The organism is uncultured Collinsella sp., from assembly GCF_959026545.1.
In the GTDB taxonomy this organism is placed as follows: Bacteria; Actinomycetota; Coriobacteriia; order Coriobacteriales; family Coriobacteriaceae; genus Collinsella.
The window spans coordinates 53370-69757 of record NZ_CAUFLV010000001.1 but is presented as its reverse complement, the minus strand read 5'-3'; the positions used below and the strand labels follow the sequence as shown (position 1 = coordinate 69757).

At 62.2% G+C, this 16388-nt stretch carries 11 protein-coding genes; 4 read left to right on the top strand and 7 right to left on the bottom strand.

The genetic code is table 11. The features are described 5' to 3' along the window. Positions 1-61: 61 nt before the first annotated feature. The 4 genes from Q5Q88_RS00305 to Q5Q88_RS00290 all read right to left on the bottom strand — a co-directional run bounded on the left by Q5Q88_RS00305 (position 62) and on the right by Q5Q88_RS00290 (position 6134). The gene (locus Q5Q88_RS00305) at positions 62-919 is read right to left on the bottom strand and encodes a C39 family peptidase (RefSeq protein WP_118654281.1); all 858 of its coding nucleotides are present in this window, start codon (positions 917-919) and stop codon (positions 62-64) included. 241 nt (positions 920-1160) lie between these two features. After that, positions 1161-4037 carry an RNA helicase gene (locus Q5Q88_RS00300; protein WP_302741067.1) on the bottom strand — a complete coding sequence of 959 codons (2877 nt, stop codon included), beginning with the start codon at positions 4035-4037 and terminating at the stop codon, positions 1161-1163. Positions 4038-4348: 311 nt separating this feature from the next. After that, positions 4349-5200, bottom strand: a complete 852-nt coding sequence (gene trmB, locus Q5Q88_RS00295; RefSeq protein WP_302741065.1) for a tRNA (guanosine(46)-N7)-methyltransferase TrmB — start codon at positions 5198-5200, stop codon at positions 4349-4351. Positions 5201-5357: 157 nt separating this feature from the next. After that, positions 5358-6134, bottom strand: coding sequence for a hypothetical protein (locus Q5Q88_RS00290; RefSeq protein WP_302741063.1), 777 nt, complete (start codon positions 6132-6134; stop codon positions 5358-5360). Between the two features lie 141 nt (positions 6135-6275). Here Q5Q88_RS00290 and Q5Q88_RS00285 point away from each other — a divergent pair, with 141 nt between their 5' ends. Then, the gene (locus Q5Q88_RS00285; RefSeq protein ID WP_302741061.1) at positions 6276-8111 is read left to right on the top strand and encodes an elongator complex protein 3; all 1836 of its coding nucleotides are present in this window, start codon (positions 6276-6278) and stop codon (positions 8109-8111) included. Beyond that, complete coding sequence (locus Q5Q88_RS00280) at positions 8111-8992, top strand: spermidine synthase (protein WP_294123856.1); 882 nt, start codon at positions 8111-8113, stop codon at positions 8990-8992. The genes Q5Q88_RS00285 and Q5Q88_RS00280 overlap by 1 nt, the downstream gene beginning before the upstream one ends. On the opposite strand, the gene Q5Q88_RS00275 is transcribed toward Q5Q88_RS00280, so the two are convergent. Genes Q5Q88_RS00275 through Q5Q88_RS00265 form a run of 3 tightly spaced genes read right to left on the bottom strand, consistent with a single transcriptional unit; the run spans position 8989 to position 14426 of the window. Continuing rightward, entirely contained in the window at positions 8989-11331 is a 2343-nt protein-coding gene (locus tag Q5Q88_RS00275) for a DEAD/DEAH box helicase (RefSeq protein ID WP_302741058.1), read from the bottom strand. The genes Q5Q88_RS00280 and Q5Q88_RS00275 overlap by 4 nt on opposite strands. A 13-nt stretch (positions 11332-11344) precedes the next feature. After that, entirely contained in the window at positions 11345-12694 is a 1350-nt protein-coding gene (locus tag Q5Q88_RS00270; RefSeq protein WP_294158789.1) for an ATP-binding protein, read from the bottom strand. Further along, positions 12687-14426, bottom strand: coding sequence for a TerB N-terminal domain-containing protein (locus Q5Q88_RS00265; RefSeq protein WP_302741056.1), 1740 nt, complete (start codon positions 14424-14426; stop codon positions 12687-12689). Before Q5Q88_RS00265 ends, Q5Q88_RS00270 begins: the two co-directional genes overlap by 8 nt. A 306-nt stretch (positions 14427-14732) precedes the next feature. On the opposite strand from Q5Q88_RS00265, the gene Q5Q88_RS00260 reads away from it, so the two are divergent. Together Q5Q88_RS00260 and Q5Q88_RS00255 are read left to right on the top strand one after the other, a co-directional pair. Continuing rightward, a complete protein-coding gene (locus tag Q5Q88_RS00260; RefSeq protein ID WP_158574850.1) occupies positions 14733-14906 on the top strand; it encodes a hypothetical protein in 174 nt (57 codons plus the stop codon). 153 nt (positions 14907-15059) lie between these two features. Next, positions 15060-16304, top strand: a complete 1245-nt coding sequence (locus tag Q5Q88_RS00255) for an MFS transporter (RefSeq protein WP_233546238.1) — start codon at positions 15060-15062, stop codon at positions 16302-16304. Positions 16305-16388: the final 84 nt, after the last annotated feature.

Below are 16388 nucleotides of genomic sequence, written 5' to 3'. Positions count from 1 at the left end.
CGGCGGCGGGGCCGGTGCGTCCGCTCTGCGGCCGTGGGCAGATGCGTCCCGCCTCGTCTGTCTAGAGGCTGAAAGCCCACAGGTTGGCGCATTGCGCGAGAATGCGCTCGAGGTCCCAGGGGTGCGTGCTGTTCTGCTCGCTGTTGGGGTCTCGCACCGTAACCTGTCCGTTCTCGGCGAGGCCCGCGAGTACGATGAAATGCCCCGTGGTCGTGAAGTCGCCGGGCCGTACGCTGCAGATGACGGGGTGGCCCGCCTCTAACTCGGCGCGGACGGCATCGGCGGATGCTGAGATTTCCCGGGAGTTCAGGCCGATTGAAGCCGCTCCGTCGCTCATGAGGGTCCATGCGGTCATGCCGTCAACGGTGTGGCCCTGTTCCTCACTGAGGCGAGCCATCGCGGTGGGATCGAGATTCGTGTTTCCCGTTAGCGCGACGTATGCCATGGACAGGCACGTGGGCCCGCAGCCATTTTCGCGCATGTTTCCACCGGCGTAGGGCTCCTCGGACCATTGAGGATCGGTTTGGTACAGGTATGGAACTTCGCCCTGCCGCCATCCCCCCACGGGCGTGGAGCTCGCCGGTTCGCCCTTGCCGGCGACGGGACTCGTGAGCGTTTCTATGCGTCCTCTGATGAGCGACTGCGCGACGAATAGGGCGGCGAGCGCAAGGGCTGCCACGAGGATGAGCTTGCCCCGACCGCGCCCTCGTTGCCTCTTGCGTTCGCGTCGCCCGTCACCGGAATCAAATCCGCTATCGGGCCTGAAGCACCCGCCGCTCGCCTTGCGCCTTGCGCCTGCCGTCTGTTCCGCGCCCGCCGTCGGGCCCTGCCCGTTCCCGCGTCTGAAGCGCCCGCTGTCGATGGGTCCGTCGAAGACACGCGTGGGGCGGTATGCGGGCTGGCGTCTTTGGGTGTGCATGGCGGTCCTCCATGGTCGGTATGTGTACAACACCCATGGTGACCTGCACTTCTAACTCGATGATGACGCTACCGTGACGGAACGGTCACAGTGCTAAAGGAGGGGTTAAACCTTTCTTAACACAGTGTGAACCTCCCGGCGGGGACGGGAGGCAGCCGTGCCCCCCGCGCTCGGGTCCCGTCGCCGCCGGGCTGACGCGTGCCGTCCGGTGCACGGCCAATCGTATGCCGTCCTACTCGGGTCAGTCGGCGAGGTCTTCGAAGGACCCTGCGCGGTAATTCTTGAAAACGATGCCATCGCCGTCCTGCGTGGCGTCCAGATCGACGTCGGCCATGATGCCGAAGTCGTGGTCGCCGTCCGAGTCGTGGAAGATCTGGTGCACATGCCAGACGTGCTCGCTGAGTTCGTCAGAATCATCGATCTCGAGGAACGCGGCCGATCGCGCATCGGCATCGGTGAGCAGGTCCTCGTGGGCCCCGTAGAACGCATCGAGCACGCGGCCCCAGCGGAACTCGCCGAAGCCCCAGTCCTCGTCGAGGGCTCCGAGTTCGGCGGCCTTGTCGAGAGCGGCGAGGCGCACGCGCTGGAACAAAGCGTTGCGGACCATGAGCGTCATGCCGCGGCGGTCGGCCACCACCTCGTCGGTTCGCTTGAGCGGTACCGCTCCGGGCGCCGCTCCGGCGTTCTCCCATTCGTCCACCAGGCTGGAGTCGACCGAACGCACGACGAGGCCCAGCCACGAGACGATATCGTCGAGCTCTTCCGTCCCGCGCTCGACCGGCACGGTGCGGTCGAGCGAGCGGTAGGCCTCGGTGAGGTAGCGTAGAAGAATGCCCTCGCAGCGAGCGATCTTGTACTGGGCGATGTAGCTCTTGAAGTCGCAGCCCGTTTCGAGCATGTCGCGCAGCACGGACTTGGGGCTGAGCTCGTAGTCGTTCGCCCAGGGCACCTGCGCGCAGTACTTCGCGAACGCGACCTCGAGCATGTCCTCGAGCGGCTTGGGGTAGCTGACGTCCTCGAGGCGGTCCAGGCGCTCTTCGAAGTCCACGCCCTCGGCCTTCATGGCGCTCATGGCAGCGTCGCGGGCACGTCGCTCCTGCGCGCGCAAGATTTGCTTGGGGTCCTCGAGGGTCGCCTCGACCATCGAGATGAGGTCGAGCGTGTACGTGGGGCTCTCGGGATCGAGCAGTTCGAGCGCGGCGAGCAAAAACGGGGAGAGCGGCTGGTCGAGGGCGAAGTCCTCGGGCAGGTCGACCGTGAGGTAATAAGCTGCCGGCCCGTCGAGGGGGTGACCAGTTGCGGCGTTCGTATCGCCGAGCGGTCGACCGTCGTTGTCGTCCGCGCCGTCATCCTCATTGGCCGTGGCGTCGAGTGCCCTGAGTGCATCTATGTTCTTTGGGGCCTCGGTGAGCGAGACCGTCTTGTCGCTCCCGATGCCGTTATCGGCGTCTGCCTCGGTTCCGCAGGCTTCGCGCACCACAACGCCCGCATCGATGAGCGTGGCAAAGATCTCGGCAGCCCGGAGCTTGAGCTTCGCCTTCTCCTCCGGGGTCTGCAGGGATGCCTCGATCAGCTCGAGGACGCGGGCCCAGGCGTCACCGCCCTGCTCGACCTCGGCGAGCACCATGGAGTGCGTGATGCGCAGCCTCGGCTTGAGCATCTCCGGTTCACTTTCGATGAGGCGCGTGAAGGTCGCCTCGTTCCAGGTGACAAAGCCCTCCGGCGGCTTCTTCTTCTTGAGCCTCTTCATCTTCTTGGGGTCGCCCATGGCCTTGAGCTCGGCTTTGTGGTTCTCGATCTCGAACTCGGGTGCCTCGGCGATGACGACGCCCTCGGTGTCAAAGCCCGACCGCCCCGCGCGCCCGGCGATTTGGTGGAATTCGCGTGAGCGCAGGCGGCGCTGCTTGCGACCGTCGAATTTGGTGAGGCCGGTGAGCAGGACGGTGTGGATGGGCACGTTGATGCCCACACCCAGGGTGTCGGTGCCGCAGATGACGGGCAGAAGGCCCTGCTGCGCAAGCTTTTCGACGAGCAGGCGGTAGCGCGGCAGCATGCCGGCGTGATGGAGCCCGACGCCACTGGAGATGAGGTGCTTCAAGGTCTTGCCGAACGCCGTGGTGAAGCGCCCGCCCTTGATCGCCTCCTTGATGGCCTCGCGCTGCTCTTTACTGGCGACGCCGTAGCTGGCGAGCGAGCGGGCAGACTGCAGGGCGGCGTCTTGCGAGAAGTGCACGATGTAGAGCGGGGAGTCCCCTTGGCGAAGTGCCAGCTCCACAGTGCCCTCGAGCGCGGTTTTGACGTACTCGTAAGAAAGCGGGATGGGTCGCGGGGCGTCGGCGATGAGCTCGAGGTCGCGGCCTGTTGTGCGGTTAAGGGTCTGGCCGATGGCGGTCATGTCGCCCAGGGTCGCACTCATGAGCAGGAATTGCGCGTGGGGCAGCGTGAGCAGGGGAACCTGCCAGGCCCAGCCGCGGTCGGGGTCGGAGAAGAAATGGAACTCGTCCATGGCGACGCAACCGACGTCGGTGTCCTCTCCCTCGCGCAGCGCCTGGTTGGCAAGGATCTCGGCAGTGCAGCAGATGATGGGGGCACCGGTGTTGATATGCGAATCGCCGGTGATCATGCCGACGTTGTCGCGGCCCAGGATATCGACCAGGTAGAAGAACTTCTCGCTGACGAGGGCCTTGATGGGGGCGGTGTAGTATGCACGCTGACCGCTCGCCATTGCCATGAACATCATACCGAGCGCGACGAGCGATTTGCCGGAACCGGTAGGCGTGCCGAGGATGACGTTGCTACCTGCAGCCAGGGCGAACAGCGCGTCCTCCTGATGCGGCCAGAGGTCGATGCCACGTGCGGCAACCCAGTCGATGAAGCGTTCGTAGGCTTTTTCTGACGTGAGCCAAGGTTCGAGTTCGGATCCGGGAGAACAGGTCCGTGCGACAGGGGCGTCGTCGCTGTCGAAGGGACCTTGCCCGTCAGCGTACTCATCGGTTGTGTTGCCGCTGGTGTCCGCAGCCTCGGGCTCCCACCAGCTTGGGGCAAGCGAACCAAGCGACCCGTGGGCGAAGGGGTCGAAGGCGTTTTGAGATTCAAGCTGCTTGGATGCGTCTGGCATGGGCAGGTCCGTTCTATAAGGCATTTTTCCTTCATTATGACGTAAAGATCGGGTTGCGGGATGCGATGGGATTGCGGGAGGGGGCCGCGCACGCGCGGCCCCCTCCTCCTGTTGTGATCACAGGGTTTCAAGACGCTTGTGGCGCGCTGGCTCAATTGTCCCGATGCACGACGGGGATGAGAAAGGTGTTGGCACGATGTGAGTTAGACAAACGATGATCGGGCCTGCGCAACATTTGGGTATTTTGACCACTTTCGTAAATCCACATGGACACGTGGGGCGTGGTGAGAAAAGCCTATGCAAATAGCAACTTAAATGCGGTCAGAATATGCATCTTTACGCGCGGCGAGATGGTGACGTCGGTTGCGCAGGTTGTCAATCGCGTAGCTCATGCCGTAGGGGATATATTCTCCGGCGAATAGGTCTTCGGGCAGATAGTCGATGAGGCTCTGCGGAAGTTCGAGTGCAGCCTGGAGTTGTTCCTGTGTGGCGGGTTGCGCTGCGGGCCGTGCATATACAGCGTGGACGGTCGCACCCTGCTCGGTTAGCCGCTGCTCGTACTCGGTGATGGGCTGATCGGGATGGGCGGCGCGGTCGTCGTGCGTGGCGCACGTTACATTCCATCCAATGGTCTTGAACTGCGGAAGAGAGAACTCATACAACGGCAGGCTATCGGTGCGCAGCGCGAGAATGCCGTCGGCTTTAAGCAGCGGTCGGTATCCATCGAGGTGCTCGGCGGTCGTTACGCGCAGGCGGGCGTTGCGTCGTTTAGGGTGCGGCGTGGGAAAGTTGATCGAGATGCTCGAGAGTTCGCCCAGGGCGAAGATGCGGTCGAGCCTGGCGGCGTCTCCGGGAATCACGAGGGCATTTTTGAGCCCACGATCGAGAACGAGCTGCGCGGCATGCACCACGCACACGGGTTCGCTGTCCATGCCGATAAAGAGCGTGTCCGGATGACGGGCGGCCATGGCGGCGATATAGGCTCCTTTTCCGCATCCAAGATCGAGATGCACCCGCTCAAAGCGCTCGGTGCCATGCTCGGTGAGCGGATGGCACGCTTCGGCCCAGCGCCCCCGATACGCTGCGGCACCAGTCTCGATGGCGTTGGCTGCGCGCTCGATGCGCTGGTCGAGGACGAAGTTTTTGGGCATACGTGCATGCATGGCGGAAAGGTCTCCTGGATATCGCGGCGCGCTGCACGGTGGAATGTGGCGCGGCGGCGGATGGCGGTCGTTGGCGTCCGATATGGCGGCTGCATGTTCGCGGCTGCCACTGGAGTGGCGCGCGCCATGCGTCTGAATGGGCGTCGTGCTCGAGTTCTCAATCAAGGCGTTCGAGCACGAGATACCGATTGAGGGTACCAGACGCGCCGTCCGAGGAGTAGCGCGCGACCTCCCGTACCTTGGTGCCCACAGATGCTACAAGCTCGTCGATCTCGCATTCGTCAAAGTGGTGACAGTAGCGCAGCGGAGAGGGGTCGGATTGCCATCCAAGGAAGTGGTCATTTGGCTCAAGCTGCGATATGTCGATATCCATGGCAAGCGCCTCGTCTGCCTTCAGAGCCTTGGCAGCAAGGCGCGTGTCGTTCATGAACTGCCAAAACGACAGGACGATCAGGCCGCCCACGCGTGCGTGTTCGATGAGCGCCTCGAACACGCGATGTCTGAGGTATGCGCTGGGCACATGGTGCATGAAGCCAAAGGAGACCGACAGGTCGCAGAGGGGGCATTCCGGGATTTTCGCGTTGCTCGAGACGAGGGTATCCAGGATGTCGCATTGGCGGAAGCGGCATGCGATGCGGTCGTTCTGACCATGCTCTGCCAGGGCGGCGCAGTTGTCCACCGCGTGAAACTCAAAGTCGATGCTGGGAAACGCGGTGGAGAGGAAATGCTCAAACCGCAGGTTGCCGCTTGCCATATCGAACACGAGGCGCGTCTGAGGCGCCGCCGCACCCACCCAGCCATGCTCGCGCAATATGCTTCCGAGCCGCTTCCAACCTTCCCATGGTGCCGACCTCGTGGCGGAAAAGGATGCTGCGTTATCCCGGTAAAAGCGGTTGTTGAGCGCGATGAGCGCCTGCGCGGTCGTGGTGTCCATGGGCCTCCTGGATTCCGTGAGTCGGTGCCGCATCGAGTGGCTGCGTGTCTTTAGGGCGAGCGCATGCACCGTGAGGTTTCCCTATTGTAAGCTCCCACGTCCGCCGGAGGCGGTGCGCGGACGTCATATACAATGGACGCCATGGAACAGATTATCTTGGACATACTGGCGGAGCTTCGGTCCGGACGCGTGGTCGACGATCGCGTGCTACTCAAGCTGAGTCATGCCGCTGCACGTCGGGAGCATGCCGACAAGCGCATGTTTGCCAAGCGTCGGCTTTTGCCGTTCTACCAGAGTGTTAAGCGCAACGATCAAAAGCGCTGGGAGGCGTGGGGCGTTACGCCCGAACTCGAAGAGCGCTTGCTCGCCGTGCTGCGCATGAAGCCTCGTCGCAGCGCCTCGGGTGTCGCAACGATCACGGTCATCACCAAGCCATGGCCCTGTGGTGGCGACTGCCTCTTTTGCCCCAATGACCTGCGCATGCCCAAGAGCTACCTGCACAACGAGCCGGCATGCGAACGCGCCGAGCAAAACTGGTTCGACCCGTATCTGCAGGTTACCTCCCGTCTGACGGCGTTGACGCAGATGGGACATGCTACAGACAAGATTGAGCTGATCGTTCTCGGCGGGACCTGGAGCGATTATCCACGGGAATACCAGGTCTGGTTCATCTCGGAACTGTTCCGCGCGCTCAATGAGTTTGACGAGGAGTCAGCGGCTTCCGACATCGCCGAGCGTCGGAGCTGGTACCGCAGCGCGGGGTTTCCGCAGACTGCGGAGCAGTTCGCGTTATTTGCGCAGGGTGCGCAGGAGGAGATCGCCGAAGGGGCCCTCTCCTACAACCACGCTTTTCGGCTGCTGTACGGCAACAGCGAGCCGTGGCGTTTGGCCAGTCGCGCCCAGACGGCCACGTTCGATGAGCTCGAGCTGCGGCAACGCGAAAACGAGGGCGCACGTCATCGTGTGGTGGGCCTTGTAGTCGAGACGCGCCCCGATGCGATCACGCCCGCAGCCCTCATGCTGATTCGCCGCCTGGGTTGCACCAAGGTGCAAATGGGCATCCAGACGCTTGACCAGGAGATCCTTGACTTGAATGAGCGCGGCATCTCGATTGAGCGCATAGGGCGGGCATTTGAGTTGCTGCGCATCTTTGGCTTCAAGATCCACGCGCATGCCATGGCGAACCTGTTGGGGTCGACTCCCGAGCGCGATAAGGCCGACTACGACCGCCTGGTGCGGAGCGCACCGTTCCAGCCCGACGAAATCAAGCTCTACCCTTGTGCCCTCATCGACGGCTCCCGGCTCACCGAGCGCTATGAACTTGGCTTATGGCGCCCCTACACCGAGGGGGAACTGCTCGACGTGTTGGCGAGCGATGTCGCCGTCACGCCGCCGTTCTGCCGTATCTCCCGCATGATCAGGGATTTCTCGTCGCACGATATCGTGGCGGGCAACAAGAAGCCCAATTTGCGCCAACTCGTCGAGCGGAGCCTGCGCGACATGGGCAGTTCGGACGGCGTCCAGGAGATTCGATTTCGAGAGATCGGAACGAACGACATCGATCTGGGCGACCTGGTCCTCGATGTCGTCGGGTACGAGACGAGCAACACGCACGAACGCTTTTTGCAGTGGATCTTGCCCGACAACCGCATCGCCGGCTTCCTGCGCCTGTCTTTGCCGAGTGCCGCGTATGTGCAGCGTCTCGCGGATGAGGCGGGGAGCGAGGGCCTTCCCGTCCGCGCGGGCGAGGCCATGATTCGGGAAGTGCACGTGTATGGCATCGCTACGCAGCTTGGTGAGGATGGCACGTCAGCCCAGCATCTTGGGTTGGGGAGGCGGCTCATCGAGCGCGCCTGTGACATCGCGCGCGAGGCGGGATACGAAAGCATTAACGTGATCAGCGCCGTGGGCACGCGCACGTATTATCGTCGCCTTGGGTTTAAGGACCACGGGCTTTATCAGCAAAGGAAGCTTTGATGGAAAAGAGGGGAAACACGGCCGCCGGTATTGCCGCGGGCGTGGCGTTTGGCGCCGTGGCCGTTGGCGCGGCGGCGATAGCCGTTGGATCGAAATGCCTTCAGGTCGCCCGCACGCACGCTGGATTGGCGCGCGTGAAGATGGTGCGCGGCGCCCAGGGAGAGCTCGTGCGCGTGTTGCAGCAGGGTGGGGTGTATCAAAGTGCCACCTATCTCGGTCGCCGCAGGTTCGAGCCCGTGTTCGAGTATATCCGCGCCTTCGATGCGATGTTTGAGGCGGAGGATTCCATGCGCGGCATCGTTGGCCATGGCATCGAACGAGTGCTCATGCTCGGAGGTGGTGGATACTCTTATCCCAAGCATGCGCTCGCCACCCATCGTTTGCTTGCCATGGACGTCGTCGAGCTTGACGCGTCGGTGACCCTGCTTGCTCGTCGATGGTTTTACCTGGACGAACTTGAGCGCATGGCGGGAGACCGTCTGAGTCTCATCACCGCGGACGCTCGGTCGTATATGGGCGAGGCTCTTGCGGCGGGCATGCGGTACGACGTGGTCGTGAACGACTGCTTTGCCGGGTCGGAGCCAGTTCGGTCGCTCGCCACCGTGGAAGCCCTCTGCCAGGCAAAGGTGTGTCTCAACGAGGGCGGCCTGTACGTGGCCAACGTGGTATCGACCCACGGGGGCGAGAACATAGACTTCCTGCGCAACGTCGTTGCCACGGCTTCGGCGGTGTTCAAACGCGTCTGGGTCGTGCCCTGCGTGGATGAGGCCTTTGCGGGAGAAGATAACTACCTGGTGATCGCGAGCGACGTCGACGCTTACGATTTCGAGGGTGCGGTTCCCTTTGCTGCCGACTTCCTCGGTGAGGTGCTGCGCGACTAGCCGTACTGCGCGCTTCGCCATGCGTCGCGCCAGTCGAGCACGCGTTGCTTCATGCCCTCGATGTCGAGGACGCCCTCGGCGAAACCCTTGCGAACGAGCTCTTGCGGTAGGAATTCGTCGTACTTGTCGAAATACGGAACTTCGCCTGGGTACACGAGGTCAATGGGGTCGAATTCTGCTTCCGCCTCGGCGGCGACCGCTTCGAAAAACGTTTCGGGGTCCGCCTTCATCCTGAACTGCATGAAGTAAGGGCGCGAGGGATCGAGCCCCTTGAGCCCCAGCTCTCGCGCGCATTTGATCTTGAGCAGCCGCTCGAGCGCCAGGAAAGCGTAACTTCCGAGCCAGGGGAACAACGCCCAGGTGTCTCCACCCAGATTGATGAGGGGGCTTGAGGCGCGCCCGGTGATGCCCGCGTTGGATGCCACGTGTCGTGCCTGTGCCAGTCGAGCCCGCGCGTTCTCCATGATGTAGGGATAGACGTCACGCTCCGCGAGCACGTGCCTCATGCGTTCCAGGACATACGTGTCGATATCGCCCGCGCAATCGCCAAAGTACGCTGGAACGCGGCCTTTGATCTGCGTGCAGTACACGAGGTGACGCTTCCAGTCGACCTCCTCGACCAGCCAGCAGTGCCCGGCGATGGCGATGCGCTCGCCAGCGGGTGGCGGATTCACAATCGTGCCGAGTTCCGCCGACTCGCATCTCACCGTGAACTCCTCGTTTTCCTGGAACACCGCGTAGAACTTGAATGAGTTGGTGAGCCGTTCACCGGCGAGGCCCACAATCAAGCCGCCGTTTTCGGTCGCCTCGATATGGTCGGTTTCCAAAAGATGCCGCAAGAGGCAACGGAGGTCGTCGGCATCGACGCGATGGAAGTATGAGAGCGTCAACACGCGTGCGGCGAGCTCGGTGGGAGTGAGTTCCCCGCAGCTGGCGAGCGTGCTCATGACCTGATGGTAGAGCAGGCTGTACGGAAGGCGATCAAGCGCGGGTGGTTCGACCCAGTGCTCCTCGCGGTAGAGCTGCACGAGCGCGATGCCCTGCAAGAGCTTCCAAGGGATGGTTTCGGGCAGCATGGAGCGGGGTTCGGGTTGCTCTTCGCGCATCACGAAGTGCATCTCGGGTGGAAGGTCGCGGCGTCCGGTGCGCCCCATGCGCTGCAGGAAGCTCGAGACGGTAAAGGGGGCATCGATTTGGAACGCGCGCTCGAGGCGTCCGATGTCGATGCCCAGCTCGAGCGTCGCGGTGGTGACGGTGGTCTGCGCCTGCTCTTCGTCGCGCATGAGCTCCTCCGCCGATTCACGATACGCCGCCGAGAGATTACCGTGGTGGATGAGGAAGCGGTCGGGTTCGTGATTGGCCTCGCAATATGCACGCAGATTGGCGCAGACGGACTCCGCCTCCTCTCGCGAGTTTACGAACACCAGGCATTTGCTGCCGCGGGTCCGCTCGAAGATGTATCCAAGACCCGGGTCGGCATCTTGCGGCGCCAAATCGGTCCGCGCGGCGAGTTCGGTTGCGGTTGGTGCGTCGATGCGGACATCATCGGGCGCGGGAAGGCTGCGCCGCGCACCGTCGTCGATTACGTCCGCCTCCTGCGCCCGTGCGCCGTCTAGGGCACGCTCCGCCGCCTGCGGTCCGCCAATGTAGAAATGCTCCATGGATAGACGCCACGTCTTGCGCGTCTCCTCAAAGCGGGGGATGACACATCCACGACCCGTTCCGCTGGAGAGGAATGCCCCCGTGCGTTCGGGGTCACCGATGGTGGCGGAAAGTCCGATGCGGCGCGGATTCACGCCCGCCATGCGCGAGAGGCGTTCGATGAGGCAGAGGGCCTGCCCGCCGCGATCGCCGCGCAGCAGTGAATGCACCTCATCGATGACCACGTAGCGAAGGTCTCCAAAAAGCCGCCCAATCGCCGCGTGCTTGTGGAGCAAGAGGGCCTCGAGCGACTCGGGCGTGATTTGCAGGATGCCGCTCGGGTGTTTGAGCAGCTTTGCCTTGTGCGAAGCGGCAACATCGCCATGCCAGTGCCAGACGGGGATATCGGCCTCTTCGCAGAGGTCGTTCAGGCGGTAGAACTGGTCGTTGATAAGAGCTTTGAGCGGGCCGATGTAGAGCACCCCGACCGTTGCGGGCGGGTTCTCCCAAAACTCGGTGAGTATGGGGAAGAAGGCGGCTTCGGTCTTGCCCGAGGCGGTCGAGGCGGTGAGCAGCACGTTCTCATCTGTGTTGAAGATGGCATCTGCTGCGGCGACTTGGATCGACCGGAGGTTCTCCCAGCTATGCGAGTAGATGAAGTCCTGTACAAACGGCGCGTATCGATCGAATGTGTTCAAGCTGCCTCCCGGACTAGATGGTGAATTCCGCGAAGGGGGTCGTGTTGCTCGGCGCGCTGGCGTCCGCGACGCCGACGGTGCCAGATGCCATCAACTCATGAAGATCGGTATTAGGGTTTTGGCACATGATGTCTAGCAGCTCGATGAAATCGCGAATCACCTCGCGCGGGGTGAGGTGCGTCTCTGCGCCCACACGCCCGAACTCGATGGTGAGGAACTCCACTAAGTCCGCATCGCGAAGCGTGCACGTATATCCAAAATAGCCGGCGTGTATCTGCGCAATCTTCTCGATGAGCACGAGTAGCTCCTCGTAGGTGAGGGGCTGCAGGCGAATGATGGGCGCCAACATGTCGCGCATTCCCTCGCGTGCGAAGCGGCCTTGGGTAAGGCGGCTTCGCAATGCCTCGTAGGAGAAGACGCCCCGTCTGCGGTCTTCGATGGACGTGGGGGTGCCTCCCATGATGATGCCCAGGTGATGAGCTTTGCCCTGCAGGGTATCGTTGTACATCTGCAGGATCTTCTCGTAGTTGTACTGGCGCGTGACGGCATTTGGGATCTTATAGAGGTTGACCAGCTCGTCGATGAGGACGAGCAGACCTTTGTAGCCCGCCCCCGTGAGGAAGCGCGCCAGCAGCTTGACGTAGTCGTACCAGGTGTCGTCGTCGATGATCGCGGTGACCCCCAGCTCGGAGCGCGCCTCCGTCTTGGTGCGGTATTCGCCGCGCAACCATTTGACGGCGAGTGCCTTGGTCTCCTCGTCTCCCGTGGATACGGCGTTGCGGTAGATGCCCAGCACGCGGCTGAACTCATATCCGTGGACCATCTCCTCGATGGCGGCGAATTGGGCGCGTATCGAAGTGCCGGCAGGCGTGCTACCTGCGACATGTCCGTTTGACACATCCCCTTTTGACATGTCTTCCCTCGAAGCGTCTTCCGCCTCGAGATTCTGCACCCAGCGGTCGAGGATCAGGTTGAGTGCACCGCCCTCGGGACGGGTCTTGGTCGAGAGGTTGCGCACCAGTTCGCGGTAGGTCGCCAAACCCTGGCCCTGGCCGCCTTGCAGTCGGCGCTCTGGGGAGAGATCCGCATCTGCCACAACAAAGCCCTCGCCCATGGCGTGCGTGCGGATAGTCTGCAACAGGAAGCTCTTTCCCGCTCCATACCGGCCAACGAGGAAGCGGAAGCTTGCTCCGCCGTCGGAGATGAGCGAGAGGTCGGTGAGCAAGGCTTGAATTTCGAACTCGCGCCCCACGGTGATGTAGGGCAGGCCTATGCGCGGCACGACGCCGCCTTTGAGCGAGTTAAGGATGACGGCGGCCACGCGTTTGGGGACGCGGGGCGCGGTGGTGATCTGGTCAGTCATGGGCAAGGAATTCCTCCACGTCTTCGCGATAATCCTCGATGAGCTCGGGGCCGGATGCCCCGTATTCGATCGTGGTGTCGCCTATCAGGTCGAACAAGGCATCGTTGATGGCGTCCACGGCCATGTCCTCGGATGTCCCCAGCACCTGGAGTGCATCGCGCGCACCTGGGGCGTCACCCTCCGCAAGGGATCTGAGATACGACTCCTGCTCGGGGGTCAATGGCCGGGCGGCGTGAACTCTGGGCACCGGCGCGGGAGGGACGGGGGGCTCGATGGGGGTTCGCGCCCGCTCGATACCGTCTTCCTGGGGTGCGGTGACTGGGCTTTGTGGCTCGGCGAGCGCGTTCGATGGGCGGCCTTCGTCGGCCGATCCACAAGAGGAGACGATGGTGCCCGTCCCTTCACGCTCTTCATCGATGAGCAGAGACTCGCGCGTGGATACCGCCGCGCGTCGGATGTCGGCCAGCTGAGAGAGGTCAATGGTGATGTGCCGCGGCGCGTGTGCCGCATGCCAGCTCATCCACGCGGCCACTTCCTCATCGATGAACTTCTCCAGGTACTTGGGAAGCGGCTTGGTCTCTTTGAGCGGATGCTCGTATCCGAGCGCCGTCCGCAGACTACGGTCGACCGCGCGCATGCATATGCCGAGCTTGGGGCTGCGCGAGCGGCTTCCGTGGATTCGCTCGCACGTCCATATGCCGTTTTGACATCGGTACCGATGGACCTCGTCAAGTTGATACACGGTGTCTACGTGACGCCGGGGTGAAAAGAAGACGGCTGAGCCGAACATGGTGTAGGGCAGAGCGACCTCCTCTCCAAACCAGCTCTCGAGTAGCGTATTCTTTCGTTGCCTGCGATAGTAGTCGCTCGTGCGGACAAATACCGCGCACGCAACGTGGCGAAGTCCGTCGGGGTTATCCCGGTACAGGCGGCTTCCACTGAGCTTATAGGTAGATAAGGCATCGATGGCGTCGAACAGCTCGCTTTCGAGCGCCTTGTCGCAGGGGAGCGGCATGGCCGAGGCCCCCCGTTTCTTGCGTTTGTTTTTGATCAGGCGCGTTAACTCACGAGAGCGATCGTCTGCGCGGCGCAGTGCTATGATCGCGCGGTCGAATGCCAGGGTCTTGTATGGTTCGAGCAGCTCTACAGGCAGGTCGTGGTAAACGACGTAGTCCTGCAGCCAGACGCCGGCGAACCGATCGATTTCCGGGGCGAAGGCGCGATATGCCTGACAGAAAGATTCGAATTCATCGAACCCCTCGCGCGGGTTGGCGACACCGATCCCGTTGATGAGTTCGTAGAGATAGACGTAGGCGAACGAGAGGGAGGTCTCCTGTACCGTCCCGCGGCGAACGGCGGACCTCCAGGTGAAATATCCGCGGAGTTGGCGGTCACTCATGGCATTGTATGTGGGGAAATATGACTTGAAGTTCCCATGATAGGGGCAATCGTCCTCATAATCCGCCATAAAGATGCCCTGTCGGTAGAACAGTTCGGCCTCTGAGAGCCAGCGTCCCCGACCGGCTGGCCCCTCGGGCTCCCAACGGGAGATCTCCCGCATTTTGCGATAGCGTTCGGGCAGGTAGGATGCCATGCGATTGCCCGTGATGAGGATTGGCTCATCCGTGTACACGCGGTCGGAAAAATGGGAACTCGCCCGAAAGCGCTCGTCTGCCAGGATGCGGTCGATGAGCTCCTGGGCATCGGGCTTCGTGCCGTTCAAAGGTCTCATGGCACCTCCCTCATGCGTTCGCGGCCTTGCTCGTGTATCTACTCAGTCTAGCATAAGAGCAAACAGATGTTCGTATTTTTTGCGCACGCGGTCTCGATGTGCGACCCCAATGCCTTGGCTCCGCATGCGGGGACTCCTTGGGCACCGCACAATGATTTCTCAAGCATTCTTACAAAAGCGCAAGCCCACCGTAAGGCAAATCGATGGTAGCAAATGGGCAGATAGCAGATGATGTCCTCAGAAACGGATACGTGTCGGGCCCGGTACCCGTCACGTGCGTGGACGTAGTTGTTTTAAGGAGGCATCATGGGCACGCGTAATCCATATGAGGTCGATCGATATGCGGCATGCAGCGGGAAATCCACTCGCGGGATCCGCGGCGCCATTTCCAATGCTGCCGGCATGATTGGCTGTCTGTTCACCATGGGCGCGCTCTTCTTTGGCATGCTCTACGTGCTGTGGAGGGCATCCGGGCATTGAGATGCGCATCGATGAACGGATAATTGTTACGCGTTCCTTTCGCATGAACTGCTGCCGTGCTTAAGGGGCAGACCATTATAATTTCTTCGCCTACAGCGTGCCCCCACGTCGCGATCGATGTGGGGGCGATCATATGAAGAGACGAGGGGATGTATGGAAAAGCCGACGAGAAACGGTCTCGTGCCGAACGATGGCATGAACTCGAAGGACCGTGCTGGCGGAGCATTGACGATACGGGAGCTCATGCCGCTCGTGGGGCTCACGTTTTCCGCGTTCATCTTGAACACCTCGGAGTTCATGCCCATTGGGCTGCTCACCGATATTGCCGGTAGCTTTTCCATCAACGAGGCGACCTGCGGCCTCATGATCACCGCCTATGCCTGGGCGGTGATGCTGTTGTCGCTGCCGCTCATGATGGCCGCATCGCGTATCGAGTTCAAGCGCCTGCTGCTCGGCGTGCTCGTGGTGTTCGCCATCGGTCAGTTCCTCTCCGCTATAGCGCCCACGTTCGCCATCCTCACACTCGCCCGCATCGTGGTGGCGAGCGCCCATGCCATTTTCTGGTCGATCGCCTCGGTCATGGCGACGCGCCTGGTCGATGTGAGCCACGGTTCGCTCGCCATCGGCATGATCGCCACGGGGTCCTCCATTGCGCAGATCTTCGGTTTGCCCCTGGGGCGCGCAATCGGCCTCGCGTTGGGATGGCGTATGACGTTCGCCGTGGTGGGAGCCATCGCCGTCGCCATTATCGTGTACCTCGCCGCCGCCTTGCCCCTCATGCCCGCGGGGGAGCCCTTTACGCTTTCCCGCTTACCCCGCATGCTTAAGAATCGCCTGCTCGTGACCGTGTACGTGGTCACCATGCTGTTCGCGACCGGCTATTACACCTGCTACAGCTACATTGAGCCCTTCCTGCACCAGGTCGCGTCGTTCGATTCCGGTATGATCACCATGTCGCTGACGGTCTTCGGTTTCGCCGGCATCTTGGGCAGCATGCTCTTTTCCCGTTTCTACGATGGCAAGAGTCGTCCCTTCCTCGCGCTTTCTATTGCCGGAGTTGCTTTGGCCCTGGCGGGGCTCCGCCCTCTGGCAGGGAGCGTCGCTACGGTGCTCGTCATGTTCCTGCTGTGGGGCTGCTGCGGTACGGCGTTCAACGTGGCATTTCAGGCGGAGATCATCAAGGGTGTCGAGGAGGATGAGTCGTCCGTCGCCATGTCGATCTTCTCGGGCCTGTTCAACTTTGGTATCGGTGCCGGCTCGGCGCTCGGCGGCGTCGTTGTGACGAATCTGTCCGTCGGTGCGGTGGGTTTGGTGGGCGCTGCGATCGTCGCAGCGTGCTGGGTCATCACCGTTGCTGGGCTGTTTCGCCTCATGGGGCGTCGCGGCTGTGCTGTGTAGAAGGCGCCCGGGTGCCATTGGGCGCCCGTGCAATCTCCGATGTGAGAAAACATCGGTTTGAAATCCCCTTAGTCGTTTCAAACC